Genomic DNA, 18248 nt, shown 5'->3' on the forward strand with positions numbered 1-18248 from the left:
TACGCGAGTACGGCTGACGCGACCATTCTCCCAGCTCGGACCCCAACCGCGAAAACGGCTTTTCACCGCGTGGGATACTGGCTTTCCTTGTAGTCACCTTGTACTCACCTTGTACGCGGAAACTCCGGAACCCGAGCAGAACGGCAGCCACCCCATGGCCTCGGTCACGTCCCTCACCGCTTCCGTCCATCAGCGCCTCGCGGACGCCCTCTCGGCAGCCCTGCCGGAGGCCGGTTCCGCGGACCCGCTGCTGCGCCGAAGCGACCGGGCCGACTTCCAGGCCAACGGGATCCTGGCCCTCGCCAAGAAGGCGAAGGCGAACCCGCGGGAGCTGGCGACACAGGTCGTGTCCCGGGTCGAGTCGGGCGATCTGATCCAGGACATCGAGGTCTCCGGGCCCGGCTTCCTGAACATCACGGTCACCGACCGGGCGATCGTCGCGAACCTGGCGGAGCGGTACGCGGACGGCGACCGTCTCGGCGTGCCCCTCGCGGAGCACCCGGGCACGACGGTGATCGACTACGCGCAGCCGAACGTGGCGAAGGAGATGCACGTCGGGCATCTGCGGTCCGCAGTGATCGGTGACGCGGTGGTGCAGATCCTGGAGTTCACCGGCGAGTCCGTCGTGCGCCGGCACCACATCGGCGACTGGGGCACCCAGTTCGGCATGCTCATCCAGTACCTGATCGAGCACCCGCACGAGCTGGACCACAAGGGCGGCGAGGTCTCCGGCGAGGAGGCCATGTCGAACCTGAACCGGCTCTACAAGGCGGCGCGGACGGTCTTCGACTCCGACGAGGAGTTCAAGACGCGGGCGCGGCGCCGGGTGGTGGACCTCCAGGCGGGTGAACCCGAGACGCTGGCCATGTGGCAGAAGTTCGTGGACGAGTCGAAGATCTACTTCTACTCGGTCTTCGACAAGCTGGACATGGAGATCCAGGACGCCGACGTGGTGGGCGAGTCCGGCTACAACGACATGCTGGACGAGACGTGCCGCCTCCTGGAGGAGTCGGGCGTGGCGGTCCGCTCGGACGGCGCGCTCTGCGTGTTCTTCGACGACGTGAAGGGCCCGGACGGCAACCCGGTCCCGCTGATCGTGAAGAAGTCGGACGGCGGCTACGGCTACGCGGCCACCGACCTGTCGGCGATCCGCGACCGTGTCTTCAACCTGAAGGCCGACAGCCTGATCTACGTCGTGGACGCCCGGCAGTCCCTGCACTTCAAGATGGTCTTCGAGACCGCCCGCAGGGCCGGCTGGCTGAACGACGACGTCAAGGCCCACCAGCTCGCCTTCGGCACGGTGCTGGGCAAGGACGGCAAGCCGTTCAAGACGCGTGAGGGCGAGACGGTCCGGCTGGTCGACCTCCTCGACGAGGCGATCGACCGGGCGACGGCCGTCGTGCGGGAGAAGGCCGAGAAGGTGGGCCTGAGCGAGCGGGAGATCGAGGAGAACGGCCGGTACGTCGGCATCGGCGCCGTGAAGTACGCGGACCTCTCCACCTCCGCCGTCCGGGACTACAAGTTCGACCTGGACCAGATGGTGTCGCTGAACGGCGACACGTCGGTGTACCTCCAGTACGCGTACGCCCGTATCCGGTCGATCTTCGGCAAGGCCGGCGACCGTACGCCGCTGGCCCACCCGGAGCTCGAACTGGCCCCGGCGGAGCGGGCGCTGGGCCTGCACCTGGACCGGTTCGGCGAGACGCTGGAAGAGGTCGCCGCCGAGTACGCCCCGCACAAGCTGGCGGCGTACCTGTACCAACTGGCCTCTCTCTACACGACGTTCTACGACCAGTGCCCGGTCATCAAGCCGGCGCCGCCGCAGGAGATCGCGGAGAACCGCCTGTTCCTCTGCGACCTCACCGCCCGGACGCTCCACCAGGGCATGTCCCTGCTGGGCATCAGGACGCCCGAGCGGCTCTGACCACGTGCTCGTGAACGCGGCCCACGCCTCGAAGTAGGTGTGGGCCGCTTTCCTGTCTGCGCCCGGGTACCGCGCCACGGGCGATGTCAGTGCCGGCCCCTACAGTCTCCGGCATGGCGACACTTCCCAATCCGCTGCCGCGGCTGACGGCAGACCCGAGCGGGCGCGCGCTCGGGCTTGAACTCCCGCCCGGGAGACTGATCGACGCGACACCCAACGGGCCGTGGCACGAGCCGCTGCTGTGGCATGCCGAGGACGGGTCGGCTCCCGGGGCCTGGGCGGCGCTGGCCGCCCCCGCCCGGGTGTCCGGTCTGCTGCCGGTGCTGGTCGACGTGGGCGGCTCGCAGAACGGCCCGGAGGACTGGGAGTTGATGCCCGACGAGGTGTCGTACCCCGGGGACCACGACGCCGACGAGGTGCTGGCCGAGTTCTGGGAGGACTACGCGGCCGACGAACTCGGCGCGGACCAGGACTACCCCGGCAAGGAGAGGGTGATCGAGATCTTCGGGGAGCAGCCGGCCCTCGACGAGACGATCGCGCCGTACGGGCCGCTCTGGCCGGGCCTGGCCGCCGCCACCGCGCTCGAAGCGGATCCGGACGTCCGCGCCGCCGAGATCGCCGACCACCTCGCGGGCCACGGCTCGTGGCTGAAGCAGCCCCGGCTCGCGCTGGTCCCGGCGCGCCGCAGCGCCGACATCCCGGCCGCCCTCGGCTGGTCGGGCCCCCTGAACTACGAGGGTGACGTGGCGCGTCTGTGCGCCGTGCTCCGCTCCTGGGAGGACCGCTTCGGCATACGCGTGGTGGCCCTCACCTTCGACCAGTTGGTGCTGTCCGTGGCGGCTCCGCCCACCACCATGGCGGAGGCCGAGGCGGTCGCGGCGGAGCACTTCGCCTTCTGCCCGGACAACATCACGCAGGGCCACCACACGGCGCTGCGGACGTATGCCGAGCAGGAGGTGCTGGACGAGCGGGTGTGGTCGTTCTGGTGGGACTGACCGGCGTCGGGGCGTGCCCCTGACGGGGACCGGCCGGGGTCAGCCGCGCAGCCCCGTTCCCAGGCGGCGCAGCCCTTCCGCGATCTCGTCCGGGGTCTGCGTGACGAAGCACAGGCGCAGCGTCGACGTCTCCGGGGTGCCCGCGTAGAAGGGCGCGCCGGGCACGTACGCCACACCCTGTTCCACCACCGGACGGAGCAGGGCCGTGGTGTCGTACGGCTCGGGCAGGCGCGCCCAGAGGAACATGCCGCCCTCCGGCCGGGTCCACGTCGACCCGGCCGGGAGGGCCGCGCCGATTCCCGCGAGCATGGCGTCGCGCCGCTCGCGGTAGACGGCCGCGACCCGTGCCACGTGGGCGTCCAGGTCGCGGTCGGCCAGATAGCGGGCGGCGGCGAGCTGGTTGACGGTCGGGGTGTGCAGATCGGCGGCCTGCTTGGCGACGGCGCACGCGCGCCGCAGCGCCGCGGGCGCCCGCAGCCAGCCCAGCCGCATGCCGGGAGCCATCACCTTGGAGAAGGAGCCGAGCAGCACAGTCCGGTCCCCGGCGCCGTCGCGGGAGGCGATCCACGGGACCCGTTCGCCCTCGAAGCGCAGCTCTCCGTACGGGTCGTCCTCGACTATCCACAGCCCGCGCGCGGCGGCGACACGGGCGATGGCGGCCCGCCGCTCGCCCGGCAGGGTACGCCCGGTCGGATTCTGGAAGGTGGGCACGGTGTAGAGCAGCTTCGGCCGTTCCCGGGCCACCAGCGCGTCGAGTGCGTCGGGGTCGATGCCGTCGTCGTCGCCGGGCACGGCCAGCACGCGCGCCCCCGCGAAGGCGAACGCCTGAAGTGCCGCCAGATAGCAGGGGCTTTCGACCAGGACGGTGTCGCCGGGTTCCAGCAGGGCGGTGGCGAGCAGCGACAGCGCCTGCTGCGAGCCGGTGGTGACGAGGATGTCGTCGGGTCCGGTCGGGAGTCCGCGCGCGCTCGTCCGCTCGGCGAGGGCCGCCCGCAGCGCCGGTTCGCCCTCGGTCGTCGAGTACTGCAGGGCCCGTTCGGGTTCCTCGGCGAGGACGTCGCGGAACGCCGCCGCGATGCCGTCCGCGTCGAACAGTTCCGGGGCGGGCAGTCCGCCCGCGAAGTTGATCACCTCGGGGCGTGCCGTGACCGCGAGGATGTCCCGTACCGGCGAGCCGCCGATGGCGGTGGCCCGGGCTGCGAGCGGGGGCACGGGGGCGGTCGCGGCTGCGGGATCGGTGAGGGTCACGGTGACGGCTCCTTGTCGTTGCGGGCGGCGGCCCCGGCGCGCCGGGGCCGGCCCGTGCCGGCACCCTAGGCCGGTGCGTGTCGTCTACACCCGTCAATTCCGGGATACGGACATGCGGAGGGACAACAACTCGCCGACGGCGTCCAGGGTTTGACGCCGACATCTCCCTGGAGAGTCGCGTCGTGCAACGGGCAACAACCTAGCTCCTGAGGCGACTTGATGCCGCCGGTCACCCAGGAGGCGGAGCCGTCTGCCACTCGCTGCCGCCCAGCGGATAGTTGTACGCGGGCCGCCCCACGTTCCCGCTGGTCCGGAACGGCTTGCCGTGGTCGTCGACGCGCACGGTGCCGCTCTTCGTCCCGCTGGACCAGTCGAGTTCCAGGTACCAACTCACGTTGTGGGCCTGCGCGTCCGCGAACACGTAGAAGACCTCGGGGTCGGATTCGCTGACCTTGTAGGGGAAGTTCCGCTGTCCGCCCTTGACCGCGATCGCCGGCCGTCCCGCGTCGAGGTCCACGGTGAACGACTTCGTCTCCACTCCGCCGCCGCAGCCCACGCCCATCGCGTAGTCGTTCCAGGCGAGCGGAGCGCTCTTGTCCAGCACCCGCACGTGCAGCGCCTTCAGGACGACGGTCGCCTTCCCAATGCCCTGCACGGTGAGCGCGAGCATCTGCTCCCCGCTCGGGACGCCGCCGAGCGCGGTGACCCAGCCGCGCGCGTCCGACTCGTTCGGCGGCGGGGGCACCTGCGGGGCGGGCCGGTTCACCAGGTAGTGCTGGCTGCACGGGTCCTCGAACTTGTACGGGTCGACGGCGACGGTCGGCGGGCCGGCGCCGGCCGCTCCCTCTCCGACCGCTCCCTCTCCGGCCGCTCCGTTTTCGGCGGCCCCGTCCTGGTCGACCGACCCGCCGATGGACGAGTGGGACGCCTCGGGGCTGCCGCCGCGCGAGGCGGACGGCGAGGCCGAACCGTGGCGCGCGTCCGGGGTTGCACCGGTCTCGCGCGCGCCCGTGGCGGTCGGTGTGCCGAGGGACACGGCCCCGCCCTTGGCATCGTCGTCACCGCCGCCGGACCCCAACCGCACGGCCAGCGTGCTGGACACGACCGCCGTCACGACGACCGCACCCACCCCGGCGAGCACCAGAGCCCTCCGGCTCCGCAGCCGACTCCGCTTCACCGGCGCGGGATCCCCGGCCGCCTCCGGGCCACCGTCCGCCAGCCCCTCCGGACCGACGGCAGACCCCGCGACTCCCGCGCCGGACTCGTCTTCCGGTGCCTTCGCGTCGGTCGCCGAGACATCGGGTCCCGCGCCCGGAGCAGTACCCGGGCCCGGCCCCTTCTTCCCCCGCAGCGCGTCGGCCAGGAGCCACCGCCGGTGCAGCTCCACCAGCTCGTCCGGAGTGGCCCGGCATGCGCGCGCGAGCCGCTCGACGGGCGCGTAGTCCGCCGGTACGGCGTCCCCGTTGACGTACCGGTGCAGTGTGGACGTACTCACGTGCAGCCGTTTGGCGAGCACCCCGTAGCTGAGACCGGACCGCTCCTTCAGCTCCCGGAGCAGTCCCGCGAACTCGTCCCCCGCCAACGTTCCTCCATCCCCCGTGTCCCGGACCGCGTTCCAGGGGGATGCCGTTCCCCCAGGTCAGACCCTGTGCCGGCGTTCCGGCGTCCCGTTTCCCCCGCCGGGTGTGGCGGCCGGGACGGATCACCGCACAAGCTGTGGCCATCCAAGCACGCCGCTCTCCTCGACCGGTCGAGCGGCCGTTCCATCAGCGACACCACAGGGGGATCACCCATGTCCGCACGCACCGCACGCACCCGTCTGCTCGCCGCCTCCACGATCGCGCTCACCGCGTTCGCCCTCACGGCGTGCGGCAACGGAAACGGCGTCCGCGACGAGGGGCCGTCCGCCGCGGCCCGCTCCTCGGCGCGGCCGAGCGACCCGGCGGCCGACTCGGGCACGACGGCGAAGCCCGCGGGCACCGGCACCACCACGGGCTCGACGAACGGTTCGAAGGGCTCCGGCACCACCACCGGCTCCACGGGCGGCTCCGCCGGAAAGAACGGCACGGGCTCGACGGGCGGTTCGGGCGGCTCCGCCGGGAAGACCGGCACCGGCACCGGCACCAGGAATGTGGCGTGCGACGGCGCCAACACCCGTACGTCCGCGACGGTCGTCTCGCGCCCGCTCAACCACCTGCTGCTCACCGTCACCAACACGGGTTCGAAGAACTGCGACCTGACGGGCTATCCGATCGCCCGCTTCGGCGAGGCCCAGTCCGTCCCGCCGGTCGCGGAGGAGACCCACCCGCAGGCGGTCGTCACCCTCGCTCCCGGCGAGTCCGGCTATGCGGGCGTGCTGCTGTCGGCGGCCGACGGCAGCGGCGGCAACGGCTACACGGCCAAGACCCTGGAGATCGGCTTCGCCGCCCAGGGCAGGACCGCCCGCCCCGCCCTCCCCGCGAAGGGCGTGTACGTCGACGACAAGCTCACGGTGACGTACTGGCAGCAGGACCTGGACGACGCGCTCGCGTACTGAGCGGGCCGGTCCCCGACCGGGGTCGCCAGAACCGCCGGAGGGCTAACGCAGGTTCCGGGCGACCTCGGTCGCCCAGTACGTGAGGATGTTCTGCGCGCCGGCCCGCTTGATGCCGGTCAAGGTCTCCAGGATCGCCTTGTCGCGGTCGATCCAGCCCTTCTCCGCCGCGGCCTCGATCATCGAGTACTCGCCGGAGATCTGGTACGCGGCGACCGGCACGTCCGACGCGTCGGCGACGCGGGCGAGGATGTCGAGGTAGGGGCCCGCGGGCTTCACCATGACCATGTCGGCGCCCTCCTCCAGGTCGAGCGCCAACTCCCGCAGGGACTCCCGCGCGTTGGCCGGGTCCTGCTGGTACGTCTTGCGGTCGCCCTTGAGCGAGGAGCCGACGGCCTCCCGGAAGGGGCCGAAGAATGCGGAGGAGTACTTGACGGTGTAGGCCAAGATGGCCACGTCCTCGCGGCCGATCTGGTCGAGGGCGTCACGGATGACGCCGATCTGCCCGTCCATCATCCCGCTGGGGCCCACGATGTGGGCGCCCGCGTCGGCCTGCACCTGGGCCATCTCGGCGTACCGCTCCAGGGTCGCGTCGTTGTCGACCCGGCCCTGGTCGTCGAGCACACCGCAGTGCCCGTGGTCGGTGGTCTCGTCGAGGCACAGGTCGGACATCACGAGCAGCTCGTCGCCGACCTCGGCGCGCACATCGCGCAGCGCGACCTGGAGGATCCCGTCCGGATCGGTGCCGGGCGTCCCGACGGCGTCCTTCTTCGCTTCGTCGGGAACCCCGAACAGCATGATCCCGGAGACCCCGGCCTCCAGCGCCTCCACGGCAGCCTTCTTCAGGCTGTCCCGCGTGTGCTGCACGACCCCGGGCATCGAGCTGATCGGCACCGGCTCGCTCACACCCTCGCGGACGAACGCGGGGAGGATGAAGTCGGCCGGGTGCAGCCGGGTCTCGGCGACCATCCGGCGCAGGGCGGGGGTGGTACGCAGCCGCCGCGGACGCGTACCGGGGAAGGATCCGTACTTCGTCATGGCATCTACGCTACGCCCGCCCCAGGCGCACCTTTACCGACTCGGCGTCGGCGCCGGCCGGGGCCCAGGGCGCCAACGTCGTTCCTCTCGGAAGACTTCGGACGAGGGCTGTGACGACCGATGGGGCCACGGGAGCTTCCCCGGGTCTGGCGGCGCGGCAGTCACGGCACCACGCTCCCCGGAACGGCGCCCTGAAGACCCTGTTGCAGCCGCCTTCGCAGTCCACCATGACGGACGGACGGGACGGCTGCCGATTCAGGAGCGGCCCGCCCTCACCGGCCCCCGGAGAGGACGGCAGCTCCGGTGGAAGCGAATCCAACAGGCGGTTACGAAGAAAGCCGGCCGGGTGCCGCACATGGAGAGGGAGACCCTCAGTCAGAGCGTGGATCACCGACGCTCTGCCGAGACCGTTCTCGAACCAGGCGACAACCAGGGGAGCCAGACGCCGCACCTCCCGCCCGGACAGCGTCAGCCGGATGTCGGTCCGACGCAGCCCGGCGAGCAGCGCTTCGGCCTTGTCGCGGTGCTCGTTGCGGGGCGGCCCTGACTCGACGGGGGCGGAGGTCGGTTCGGGAGGCTCGGCGTCGGTGATTGTTCCGCCTACATGTGCGACGTCGGCTGCAACAACCGGCTCGGGCACAGCGCCGGTTTCGGCCTCGAAGGGCGGGCCGCCGGGGGCGGTGAGGTCCTGGACCGGGAGGGCCGAGGTCGGCGCAGTCGTGATCGTCGGGGATGTCCGGGGTGCCGGGGCCACCGGGGTGGCGGTCGTTTCCGGCTCTCCCTCCCGCCGGGCCCGGGTGAGCGCGGGGGCGTGGTAGGCGTACGTACGCGTGACCATCTGCCCGGAGGGGAGCCGTTCCCGGACCCGCTCGACATAGCCGCGCGTCTCCAACTCCCGCAGCGCGCAGCCGATTCGGGCCCGCCCTTCGGGGAACCGCTCGGCGAGGCTGCGGATGTCGACCCGCGCGCCCTCGGGCAGCGACAGGATGTGCACGGCGATCCCGATCGCGGTCGCGGAGAGCCCTCGGTGCTGGGCGAGGTGGTTGCCGACGATCGTGTACCGGTCGGGCTGGTACTCACGTACGTGGGCGACACCGGAGGGGGTGGCGTTGCGCCGTACTCCCTGACTCGGGCGCAGGGCATCGATAAGCTTGGTGACAGCCATGGGGAAGGGGGCTTTCTTCCTCTTTGGTCAGGCCCTCGCACTGGGATTGCCGTCCCGGCGGGGGCCGAAGCATGTGTGGGGATGTGGAGTTGTGGGCGTTACCTGCGGCGAGCGTGCATGCCCGAACCGCCCACGCGCCACCCGTACCAGCCGGTTTCACCCGCCCGTGTGACATGAGCGAGGTTTGGCTGGTTGGAGGGTTTTCTCCCCAGGTCCTTTGTCTTTTATCGCCCGCCGCCCCGAAGCTCCCGCCACCGAAGTACTCCTCGCCGGGCTCCGGTTCGGGCGTCATCGGCTGGGCCCGAGATCGAGTTCCGCCCACACCGTCTTGCACGGCACCGGCCCCGAACGAACACCCCAGCGGTCCGCGAACTCCTCCACGAGCAGCAGCCCGTAGCCGGACTCGGCGTGCCTCCCGGCGCCGTCCCGCACCCGGGTGGGCCACCGTTCACCCCGGGCGTCGGCGACCTCCACGCACAGCGTCCGAGAAGCGAGGACGGACAGGGTGAGACGGAAACTCCGGCCAGGGACGCGGCCGTGCAGGGCGGCGTTCGCGGCGAGTTCGGCGACGACGAGCCGGGCCGGGTCCAACGGCAGCCCCCAGTCGTGCAGTTGCTCGGCCGCGAGCAGTCGGGCCAGGCGCGCACCGCGCCGGGTGGCGGAGAGCGGCACCGAGAAGTGGTGGAGCGGGGGGCGCACAGTTCGCTGATTCACGTCACTCAGCGTGTTCTTGCGTACGTAACCTGTGAAGAACCGCAGCCCGTGCGGACGGTGTCTGTCCGGGTGGAGTCCGGTTCTGTCCGGGCTGTACGGGGTGACCGGGGAGCGGGCGTCCGGGTTGGGCAGGGAAGCGCGTGACGGGAGGGCGGCGGACTTGAGCGAGTGGGACGCGGGGCTGGAGGACGACGAAGAGGCCGGGGCCGTGATGAGGACCGTCCAGCGTCAGCTGAAGCTGTGGCGGGAGTCGGCCGGGCTCACCCAGGCCGAGTTCGGGGCGGCCATCGGGTACGGGGAGGAGCAGGTCTCCTCCGTGGAACGGGGGCGACGGATCCCCCGGCCCGAGTATCTGGACCGCGCGGACGAGATCCTGTCGGCGGGCGGCAGACTCGCGGCGCTGAAGGAGGACTTGGTCGAGGTCCGGTACCCGAAGAAGGTACGGGACTTGAAGCGCCTGGAGTCGGATGCGATCGAGCTGTGCGCGTACAACAACTCGGTGATTCATGGGTTGTTGCAGACCGTGGAGTACGCGGCTTCGGTCTTCGGCGCGCGCCGACCGCCGTTCAGCGCGGACGAGCTGGAGCAGAGGCTGTCAGCCCGAGTGTCCCGTCAGAAGATCGTCGACGGCACGGCGGCACGGCCGTTCTTCAGTTTCGTCCAGTGCGAGTCGACTCTTCGACGGCCCATCGGAGGCGTCACGGTCATGCGGCGCCAGCTCGAAAGCCTGTTGGAGATCGCCGAGTTCCGGAACGTCGACCTCCAGGTGCTCCCGCTGAGTCGCGAGGTGAACTCCGGCTTGGCCGGTTCCTTCAGACTGCTCAGACTCAAGGACGGCGGCACCGTCGGACACGTCGAAGTGCAGCACATCAGCCGTGTGATCACCGATCCGAAAGAGGTCCAGCTGCTCGACATGCGCTATGGGACCATCCGGGCACAAGCTCTCGACCCGCGAGAGTCAACAGCCTTCATCGAGAGAGTGCTTGGAGAGACATGCCCCTGAAGCCAGGCAGCGAAGCGAGCATCGCACCGGAGTGGATAAGGAGCAGCTACAGCACGGACGAGGGCCCCGACTGCGTCGAAGCCGCCGCCGTCCCGGACCGCATCCTCGTCCGGGACTCCAAGGACCCCGGGGGCCCCCGCCTCGTCCTCACCCCGGCAGCCTGGGCGGCCTTCCTGCCGTCCGCCTGACCGGCCGCACAACGAAGCACGCCCCGCCGTCTCCGGTAAGAGACGGCGGGGCGTGTGCGCTTCGAGGGCGCGGGGCGTCAGGTGGTCCGGCGTCGCCTGGACCCGGGACGGCGCTCGCTCGGCCGGGTCACGGGATCCCCCGCGTCCAGCGCGGCGGCGCGCCGCCGCAGCCCGAAGTCCGCCAGCGCCTCCGCCAGCTTGTGCACGGAGGGCTCCGGAGCCATCACGTCGACCCGCAGCCCGTGCTCCTCGGCCGTCTTGGCCGTCGCGGGACCGATGCAGGCGATCACCGTCACGTTGTGCGGCTTGCCGGCGATACCCACGAGGTTCCGCACGGTCGACGACGAGGTGAAGAGCACCGCGTCGAAGCCGCCGCCCTTGATCGCCTCCCGGGTGTCCGCCGGCGGCGGCGACGCGCGCACGGTGCGGTACGCCGTGACGTCGTCGACCTCCCAGCCCAGCTCGATGAGCCCTGCCACCAGCGTCTCGGTGGCGATGTCGGCACGCGGCAGGAACACCCGGTCGATCGGGTCGAAGACCGGGTCGTAGGGCGGCCAGTCGTCCAGGAGGCCCGCGGCCGACTGCTCGCCGCTCGGCACCAGGTCCGGCTTCACGCCGAAGGCGATCAGCGCCTTCGCGGTCGACTCGCCGACCGCCGCGACCTTGATGCCCGCGAAGGCACGGGCGTCGAGCCCGTACTCCTCGAACTTCTCGCGCACGGCCTTGACCGCGTTCACCGAGGTGAAGGCGATCCACTCGTAGCGGCCCGTCACCAGGCCCTTGACCGCGCGCTCCATCTGCTGGGGCGTGCGCGGCGGTTCGACGGCGATCGTCGGGACCTCGTGCGGCACGGCCCCGTACGACCGCAGCTGGTCGGAGAGCGACGCCGCCTGCTCCTTCGTCCGCGGCACGAGCACCTTCCAGCCGAACAGCGGCTTGGACTCGAACCACGACAACTGGTCGCGCTGGGCGGCGGCGGAACGCTCACCGACCACGGCTATCACCGGGCGGCCGCCGTCCGGGGACGGCAGCACCTTCGCCTGCTTCAGCGTCTGCGCGATCGTGCCGAGGGTGGCCGACCAGGTGCGCTGGCGGGTCGTCGTACCGGCGATCGTCACCGACATCGGGGTGTCGGGCTTGCGGCCGGAGGCCACGAGTTCGCCCGCGGCGGCGGCCACGGAGTCGAGCGTCGCCGACACGACGACGGTTCCGTCGGAGGCGCCGACCTCGGTCCAGCAGCGGTTCGACGCGGTCCGCGCGTCGACGAACCGTACGTCCGCGCCCTGTGCGTCCCGCAGCGGCACACCCGCGTAGGCGGGCACACCGAGAGCGGCCGCGATGCCGGGCACGACCTCGAACGGAACGCCCGCGCGGGCGCAGGCCAGCATCTCCTCGGCGGCGTACGTGTCGAGCCCGGGGTCACCGGACACCGCACGCACGACCCGCTTGCCGCCCCGTGCGGCCGTCATGACAAGATTGGCAGCGTCCCTCGACGCGGGGTCACCAACGGTTGTTGACGCGCTGTCAACAACCGTCAGCTGAGGCGTGCCTGTGCTCTGGTACGTATCCGGCGAAGTGTCCGGATCCGTGCTCAGAACGGCGACGCCTTGTCTGGCGTGTACGCGTACCACGTCGAGCACATCGTGCTCGGCGACGAGGACGTCCGCGTTCGCCAGCGCCTCTACGGCGCGCAGTGTCAGCAGCCCTGGATCTCCGGGTCCGGCACCCAGGAAGGTGACGTGCCCGTGGTCCGGACCGGCGGGAAGGTTGGTGGGGCTCAAAGTGCTCGCTCCCCCATCAGACCGGCCGCGCCCTTGGCAAGCATCTCGGCAGCGAGTTCACGGCCGAGCGACATCGCTTGGTCATGTGTCTCGGGCACGGGACCGGTGGTGGACAGCTGCACCAGCGTCGAGCCGTCGGTCGTGCCGACGACGCCGCGCAGGCGCATCTCCTTGACAATCTGCCCGTCGGCCAGCAGGTCGGCCAGCGCGCCCACAGGGGCGCTGCAGCCGGCCTCCAGGGCGGCAAGCAGAGATCGCTCGGCGGTCACGGCGGCCCGGGTGAACGGGTCGTCGAGCTCTCCGAGCGCTGCGACGAGGTCCGCGTTGTCCGCGGCACACTCGATCGCGAGGGCCCCCTGGCCGGGGGCGGGCAAAACGGTGTCGACCGGCAGGAAGTCGGTGACCTCGTCGATCCGGCCGATCCGGTTGAGTCCGGCGGCGGCGAGCACGACGGCGTCGAGCTCCCCGGCGTGGACGTACCCGATTCGGGTGTCGATGTTCCCGCGGATGGCGACCGTCTCGATCGTCATGCCGTGGCTGCGCGCGTACGCGTTCAGCTGGGCCATGCGGCGCGGCGAGCCGGTACCGACGCGCGCGCCGTCCGGCAGCTCCGCGAAGGTCAGTCCGTCGCGGGCGACGAGAACATCGCGCACGTCCTCACGCACCGGTACGGCGGCCAGCACGAGGTCCTCGGGCTGCGCGGTCGGCAGATCCTTGAGGGAGTGCACGGCGAAGTCGACCTCCCCGCGCACCAGTGCCTCGCGCAGCGCGGTCACGAAGACGCCCGTGCCGCCGATCTGCGCGAGGTTCTCGCGGGAAACGTCGCCGTACGTCGTGATCTCGACGAGCTCGACGGGCCGTCCCGTCACCTGGCTCACGGCATCCGCCACCTGCCCGGACTGGGCCATGGCGAGTTTGCTGCGCCTGGTCCCGAGTCTCAAAGCCTGCTCACTCATGCTCGCCCTCGGTTCTTGGCGTTCTCGGTGTTGTTCTCGGCCCGCGAGACGGCGGCGACCGTCTCCGGGTCCAGGTCGAACAGGGTCCGCAGCGCGTCCGCGTACCCGGCACCGCCGGGCTCGGCGGCGAGTTGCTTGACCCGTACGGTCGGCGCGTGCAGCAGCTTGTCTACGACGCGCCGCACGGTCTGGGTGATCTCGCCGCGCTGCTTGTCGTCGAGGTCCGGCAGCCGCCCGTCCAGCCGCGCGATCTCGTTCGCGACGACATCGGCGGCCATGGCGCGCAGCGCCACGACGGTGGGGGTGATGTGCGCGGCCCGCTGGGCGGCGCCGAACGCGGCCACCTCGTCGGAGACGATCCGGCGCACCTGGTCCACGTCGGCGGCCATCGGCGCGTCCGCGGAGGCCTCCGCCAGCGACTCCAGGTCGACGAGCCGCACACCGAGCAGCCGGTGCACGGCCGCGTCGATGTCACGGGGCATCGCGAGGTCGAGCAGCGCGAGCACCGGCGCGGGGCGGGGGGCCGTGACAACGGCTTCGGGCCTGCGGCGCTCGGGGATGCGGCCGATCGTGGCGGCGGTCGCGGCCAGCGCGGTGATGACGTCCGCGTCGGCGGCGGCATCCTCATCGGGCGTACGACGGCTGTCGCGGCGCTCGACGGTTCCGGTGCCCTTGTCCACCCAGGCCGCGTGCTGCTCCAGGGTGGCGGCGTCCATGCCGGCGACGGCCGCCTCGCCCATGACGGAGAAGCCGGTGGCGCCCTGCACGGCGGACAGGTCCAGCGGGCAGCCGTCCTCGGTGCCGGCACCGGTGGGCGCGAGGTGCCCCGCCGCACCGGCCGACGCGTCGTCGCGTACGGCCGCGGGTGTTCCCGTACGGCCTTCGACGGCGGCCGCGACGGTCTCGGCCGTCAGGACGAGCCCGGTCGCACCGGTGCAGGAAACGGCGATGTCGGCACGTGTCAGCTCGACCGGCACCGCGTCCATCGATACCGCGCGGGCCAGCACGTCCGTGGCGTCGCCGCCGGTGAGGATCTCGGCGAGGCGCTCGGCGCGGTCGTGGGTGCGGTTGGCGATCACGATCTCGCCGACGCCGACGCGCGCGAGCGTCGCGGCGGCCAGCGAGGACATCGAGCCGGCGCCGATGACGAGGGCCCGCTTGCCCTTGGCCCAGTCCTCGACGGGCCGCCCGGCGGACAGCTGCTCCAGGCCGAAGGTGACCAGGGACTGTCCGGCGCGGTCGATGCCGGTCTCGGAGTGGGCGCGCTTGCCGACCCGCAGGGCCTGCTGGAAGAGATCGTTGAGGAGGCGGCCCGCGGTGTGCAGTTCCTGCCCGGTGGCGAGCGCGTCCTTGATCTGGCCGAGGATCTGGCCCTCGCCGACGACCATCGAGTCCAGGCCGCAGGCCACCGAGAAGAGGTGGTGGACGGCCCGGTCCTCGTAGTGCACGTACAGATGGGGAGTGAGCTCCTCGAGCCCGACCCCGCTGTGCTGGGCGAGCAGCGTGGACAGCTCGGCGACGCCCGCGTGGAACTTGTCCACGTCGGCGTACAGCTCGATGCGGTTGCAGGTGGCGAGCACCGCACCCTCGGCGGCCGGCTCGGCGGCGAGGGTGTCCTGGAGCAGCTTGACCTGCGCGTCCGCGGACAGCGCGGCCCGTTCCAGGACGCTGACGGGAGCGCTGCGGTGGCTCAGTCCGACGACGAGGAGACTCATGCCGGCATCACGGCGGGAACATCCCCGTCGGGCCCTTTGCGGTTGTTCTCCTGCGCGGCGGTGGCGGTGGCGATGGCACCGGCCTGCGCCTCGGCCTCCTCGCCGGCCTTGCGCTGCTCGTGGAAGGCGAGGATCTGCAGCTCGATGGAGAGATCGACCTTGCGCACGTCGACGCCGTCCGGGACGGTCAGGACGGTCGGCGCGAAGTTCAGGATGGAGGTGACTCCGGCGGCCACCAGGCGGTCGCAGACCTGCTGGGCGGCTCCGGCCGGGGTGGCGATGACACCGATCGAGACACCGTTCTCGTCGATGATCTTTTCCAGCTCGTCCGTGTGCTGGACCGGAATCCCGGCGACGGGCTTCCCGGCCATCGCGGGATCGGCGTCGATGAGCGCCGCCACGCGGAATCCGCGGGAGGCGAACCCTCCGTAATTGGCCAGTGCCGCACCGAGGTTGCCGATACCAACGATCACTACCGGCCAGTCCTGGGTGAGCCCCAGTTCACGGGAGATCTGGTACACGAGATACTCGACGTCGTAGCCCACACCACGCGTCCCGTAGGAGCCGAGGTAGGAGAAGTCCTTGCGCAGCTTCGCGGAGTTGACCCCCGCCGCGGCCGCGAGTTCCTCGGATGAGACCGTGGGTACCGAGCGCTCCGACAGTGCGGTGAGGGCTCGGAGGTACAGCGGAAGCCGGGCGACGGTGGCCTCGGGAATCCCTCGGCTGCGGGTCGCCGGTCGGTGAGTTCGGCCAGTTGCCACGGTGCTCCTGCGGGTAGAGCGGGGCTTTAGGCGGTCACACGTACCTAGACCGCCCCGTCGAATGCAGGCTATGTCTTTGTGAACGCGTGCACAAAGACGGTGTCCGATTTGCCCGGCCAACGTGACCGGGGTCACGCGCGCCCGGCGCGCACGTATGGAACCGGTGCGCGGACGGCTTCGTTCCGCACTTGAAGGGGGCAAAACCGCACACTCTCCTCAACGAATCCCGCCCCCGAGACCAATCGCCGTCGATCCTAGGCGACGTTCCCGGCCACTTGGACTACTCAGTCAGGTCACAAGTCGGGGCACATCACGGGCGCGGTCGGCGTCCCCGCACGCGGTTCACTGTGCGAGGGCTTTGCGAAGGCGTTCCTCGTTCACACGCCAGAAGGTGTGCTGGGCGCCGTCCACCAGCACGACAGGGATCTGTTCCCAGTACTGACGGTGCAGCTCCTCGTCCTCGGTGATGTCCTTCTTCTCCCAGGGGACCCCGAGATCGGCACACACCTTCTCGATCACTTCCTGTGCGTCATCACACAGATGGCACCCGGGCTTCCTGATCAACGTGACCAGACGCTCCTCGGGCGCCTTCCTCTCCGTACGGCGGTCGCTGCGCCGGAACATGGGGCTCATATGCGCCATTCTCCCGCCCCGGACGCCCCGATGGGCTCGCTCCGCGCTTTACGCGACAACCGGCCCTCGCACAGGGCCGACGCGCCGCGCCGACAACGGATCGGACCGGTTGTTTAACGGCATGGTCGCGGAGAGTTCACAGCGTCGAATCCTCTCGACTCCGGAAGCACCTAACAGACTGGCTATGCTCACGACATGGCCGCTCTCGGATGGCTCACTCCCCGTAGGCGTTCCGCCACGGCGCGGAGCGTGTTGGCAGGCGAGGCCTCTGCGGAGGCAGCGCGCAAGTCCTCGCAGGAACTGGAAGAACTGGCACAACCGGACGCCGTGGAGGAACCCGACTTCCCGGTGCTCGGCGACGACAAGGCCGCCGCGTTCTTCGATCTCGACAACACCGTGATGCAAGGTGCTGCCCTCTTCCACTTCGGACGGGGCCTGTACAAGCGGAAGTTCTTCGAGACCCGCGATCTCGCCCGGTTCGCCTGGCAGCAGGCGTGGTTCAGGCTGGCCGGCATCGAGGACCCGGAACACATGCAGGACGCGCGCGACTCCGCGCTGTCGATCGTGAAGGGTCATCGGGTCTCCGAGCTGATGTCGATCGGCGAGGAGATCTACGACGAATACATGGCCGAGCGGATCTGGCCCGGGACACGCGCGCTCGCCCAGGCGCACCTGGACGCCGGACAGAAGGTGTGGCTCGTCACGGCGGCGCCGGTGGAGATCGCCACGGTGATCGCGCGGCGGCTCGGCCTCACGGGCGCCCTGGGTACGGTCGCGGAATCGGTCGACGGGGTCTACACCGGCAAGCTGGTCGGCGAGCCCCTGCACGGTCCGGCGAAGGCGGAGGCCGTGCGGGCACTGGCGTCCGCGGAGAGCCTGGACCTGTCCCGCTGCGCCGCGTACAGCGACTCGCACAACGACATTCCGATGCTCTCGCTGGTCGGGCACCCGTACGCGATCAACCCGGACGCGAAACTGCGCAAGCACGCGCGGGACTTCGACTGGCGGCTGCGGGACTACCGCACGGCGCGGAAGGCCGCGAAGGTCGGGATTCCCGCCGCGGCCGGGGTGGGCGCGGTGGCCGGCGGCACGGCCGCCGCGATCGCCCTGCACCGCCGCCGCCGCTGAGCGGTCACCGCCGGTTCGTTGAGGGAAGGGCCGTGTCGGCACATCAGGAGATGTGCCGACACGGCCCTTCCGTGCTGTGCGGCTGAATTCCGGCCCGTCCGGCGTTCGAGGAGCGGGGTCCGGGGCGGAGCCCCAGGAACGGGAAAAGCAGGGGCGGAGGGGGCGAAAACCTGTCCGGACCTGGGACGGGACCGTCGGCCGCGGGGGCAATCAGCGTGTCCTACCCACGCCGTGGGCGGCCCAGTCATGTTCATCACAGGCGGGCACAACACGCCCTGGACTCAGACGGAACACGAACCGACTCGATCAACAAGCGGTCACCGTCCAGTACTTGAACAGGCATCGAACCGCATCAGAAGCGACGTAATCGATGATTTTAGCAACTGGGTGTAGTGCTGCCTGTACGAAGCGTTATTCTCCTCAAACGCAAACCGGTACCCCTCCGTCGCTACGACGGGTGAAAGGT

The 18248-nt window shown here is 70.9% G+C and carries 16 protein-coding genes; 6 read left to right on the top strand and 10 right to left on the bottom strand.

The genetic code is table 11. From position 1 onward, the window contains the following. The first annotated feature begins 154 nt into the window (after positions 1-154). Both argS and ABZX90_RS32305 read left to right on the top strand, forming a co-directional pair. Positions 155-1924 (top strand): arginine--tRNA ligase, encoded by a 1770-nt coding sequence (gene argS, locus ABZX90_RS32300; protein ID WP_355210860.1) that lies wholly within the window; start codon positions 155-157, stop codon positions 1922-1924. 113 nt (positions 1925-2037) lie between these two features. Then, a complete protein-coding gene (locus tag ABZX90_RS32305) occupies positions 2038-2919 on the top strand; it encodes a DUF4253 domain-containing protein (RefSeq protein WP_351128295.1) in 882 nt (293 codons plus the stop codon). Positions 2920-2958: 39 nt separating this feature from the next. Here the strand turns inward: ABZX90_RS32305 and ABZX90_RS32310 are convergent, their stop codons facing one another. Both ABZX90_RS32310 and ABZX90_RS32315 read right to left on the bottom strand, forming a co-directional pair. Further along, the gene (locus tag ABZX90_RS32310; RefSeq protein WP_351128297.1) at positions 2959-4167 is read right to left on the bottom strand and encodes a PLP-dependent aminotransferase family protein; all 1209 of its coding nucleotides are present in this window, start codon (positions 4165-4167) and stop codon (positions 2959-2961) included. A gap of 229 nt (positions 4168-4396) precedes the next feature. Further along, on the bottom strand, positions 4397-5749 hold the full coding sequence (locus tag ABZX90_RS32315; protein WP_355210810.1) for a helix-turn-helix transcriptional regulator: 1353 nt from the start codon (positions 5747-5749) through the stop codon (positions 4397-4399). Between the two features lie 210 nt (positions 5750-5959). Here ABZX90_RS32315 and ABZX90_RS32320 point away from each other — a divergent pair, with 210 nt between their 5' ends. After that, positions 5960-6703, top strand: coding sequence for a DUF4232 domain-containing protein (locus tag ABZX90_RS32320; RefSeq protein ID WP_355210812.1), 744 nt, complete (start codon positions 5960-5962; stop codon positions 6701-6703). A 42-nt stretch (positions 6704-6745) separates the two neighbouring features. Here the strand turns inward: ABZX90_RS32320 and hemB are convergent, their stop codons facing one another. The 3 genes from hemB to ABZX90_RS32335 form a co-directional block, all read right to left on the bottom strand. Then, positions 6746-7738: a porphobilinogen synthase gene (gene hemB, locus ABZX90_RS32325; protein ID WP_355210815.1), complete on the bottom strand. Its 993-nt coding sequence runs from the start codon at positions 7736-7738 to the stop codon at positions 6746-6748. Between the two features lie 10 nt (positions 7739-7748). Then, a complete protein-coding gene (locus ABZX90_RS32330) occupies positions 7749-8903 on the bottom strand; it encodes a helix-turn-helix domain-containing protein (protein ID WP_355210818.1) in 1155 nt (384 codons plus the stop codon). 288 nt (positions 8904-9191) lie between these two features. Then, a complete protein-coding gene (locus ABZX90_RS32335; RefSeq protein ID WP_355210821.1) occupies positions 9192-9617 on the bottom strand; it encodes an ATP-binding protein in 426 nt (141 codons plus the stop codon). Between the two features lie 160 nt (positions 9618-9777). Here ABZX90_RS32335 and ABZX90_RS32340 point away from each other — a divergent pair, with 160 nt between their 5' ends. Together ABZX90_RS32340 and ABZX90_RS32345 are read left to right on the top strand one after the other, a co-directional pair. Then, complete coding sequence (locus ABZX90_RS32340) at positions 9778-10620, top strand: helix-turn-helix transcriptional regulator (protein WP_355210824.1); 843 nt, start codon at positions 9778-9780, stop codon at positions 10618-10620. Beyond that, a complete protein-coding gene (locus ABZX90_RS32345) occupies positions 10611-10808 on the top strand; it encodes a DUF397 domain-containing protein (RefSeq protein ID WP_355210826.1) in 198 nt (65 codons plus the stop codon). Before ABZX90_RS32340 ends, ABZX90_RS32345 begins: the two co-directional genes overlap by 10 nt. A 77-nt stretch (positions 10809-10885) precedes the next feature. Here the strand turns inward: ABZX90_RS32345 and ABZX90_RS32350 are convergent, their stop codons facing one another. The 5 genes from ABZX90_RS32350 to ABZX90_RS32370 form a co-directional block, all read right to left on the bottom strand. Continuing rightward, complete coding sequence (locus ABZX90_RS32350) at positions 10886-12589, bottom strand: bifunctional uroporphyrinogen-III C-methyltransferase/uroporphyrinogen-III synthase (RefSeq protein ID WP_351128311.1); 1704 nt, start codon at positions 12587-12589, stop codon at positions 10886-10888. Then, entirely contained in the window at positions 12586-13545 is a 960-nt protein-coding gene (gene hemC / locus ABZX90_RS32355) for a hydroxymethylbilane synthase (protein ID WP_351128313.1), read from the bottom strand. Before hemC ends, ABZX90_RS32350 begins: the two co-directional genes overlap by 4 nt. Next, positions 13542-15260: a glutamyl-tRNA reductase gene (locus ABZX90_RS32360; RefSeq protein ID WP_355210830.1), complete on the bottom strand. Its 1719-nt coding sequence runs from the start codon at positions 15258-15260 to the stop codon at positions 13542-13544. The genes hemC and ABZX90_RS32360 overlap by 4 nt, the downstream gene beginning before the upstream one ends. After that, positions 15257-16021 (bottom strand): redox-sensing transcriptional repressor Rex, encoded by a 765-nt coding sequence (locus ABZX90_RS32365; RefSeq protein ID WP_351128317.1) that lies wholly within the window; start codon positions 16019-16021, stop codon positions 15257-15259. The genes ABZX90_RS32360 and ABZX90_RS32365 overlap by 4 nt, the downstream gene beginning before the upstream one ends. 342 nt (positions 16022-16363) lie before the next feature. Further along, positions 16364-16663, bottom strand: a complete 300-nt coding sequence (locus ABZX90_RS32370) for a glutaredoxin family protein (RefSeq protein ID WP_351128319.1) — start codon at positions 16661-16663, stop codon at positions 16364-16366. 186 nt (positions 16664-16849) lie between these two features. Here ABZX90_RS32370 and ABZX90_RS32375 point away from each other — a divergent pair, with 186 nt between their 5' ends. Then, positions 16850-17782, top strand: a complete 933-nt coding sequence (locus ABZX90_RS32375) for an HAD-IB family hydrolase (RefSeq protein WP_351128321.1) — start codon at positions 16850-16852, stop codon at positions 17780-17782. Positions 17783-18248: the final 466 nt, after the last annotated feature.

Origin of the sequence: Streptomyces sp. NPDC002935, from assembly GCF_040611295.1 — a bacterium.
GTDB lineage: Bacteria > Actinomycetota > Actinomycetes > Streptomycetales > Streptomycetaceae > Streptomyces.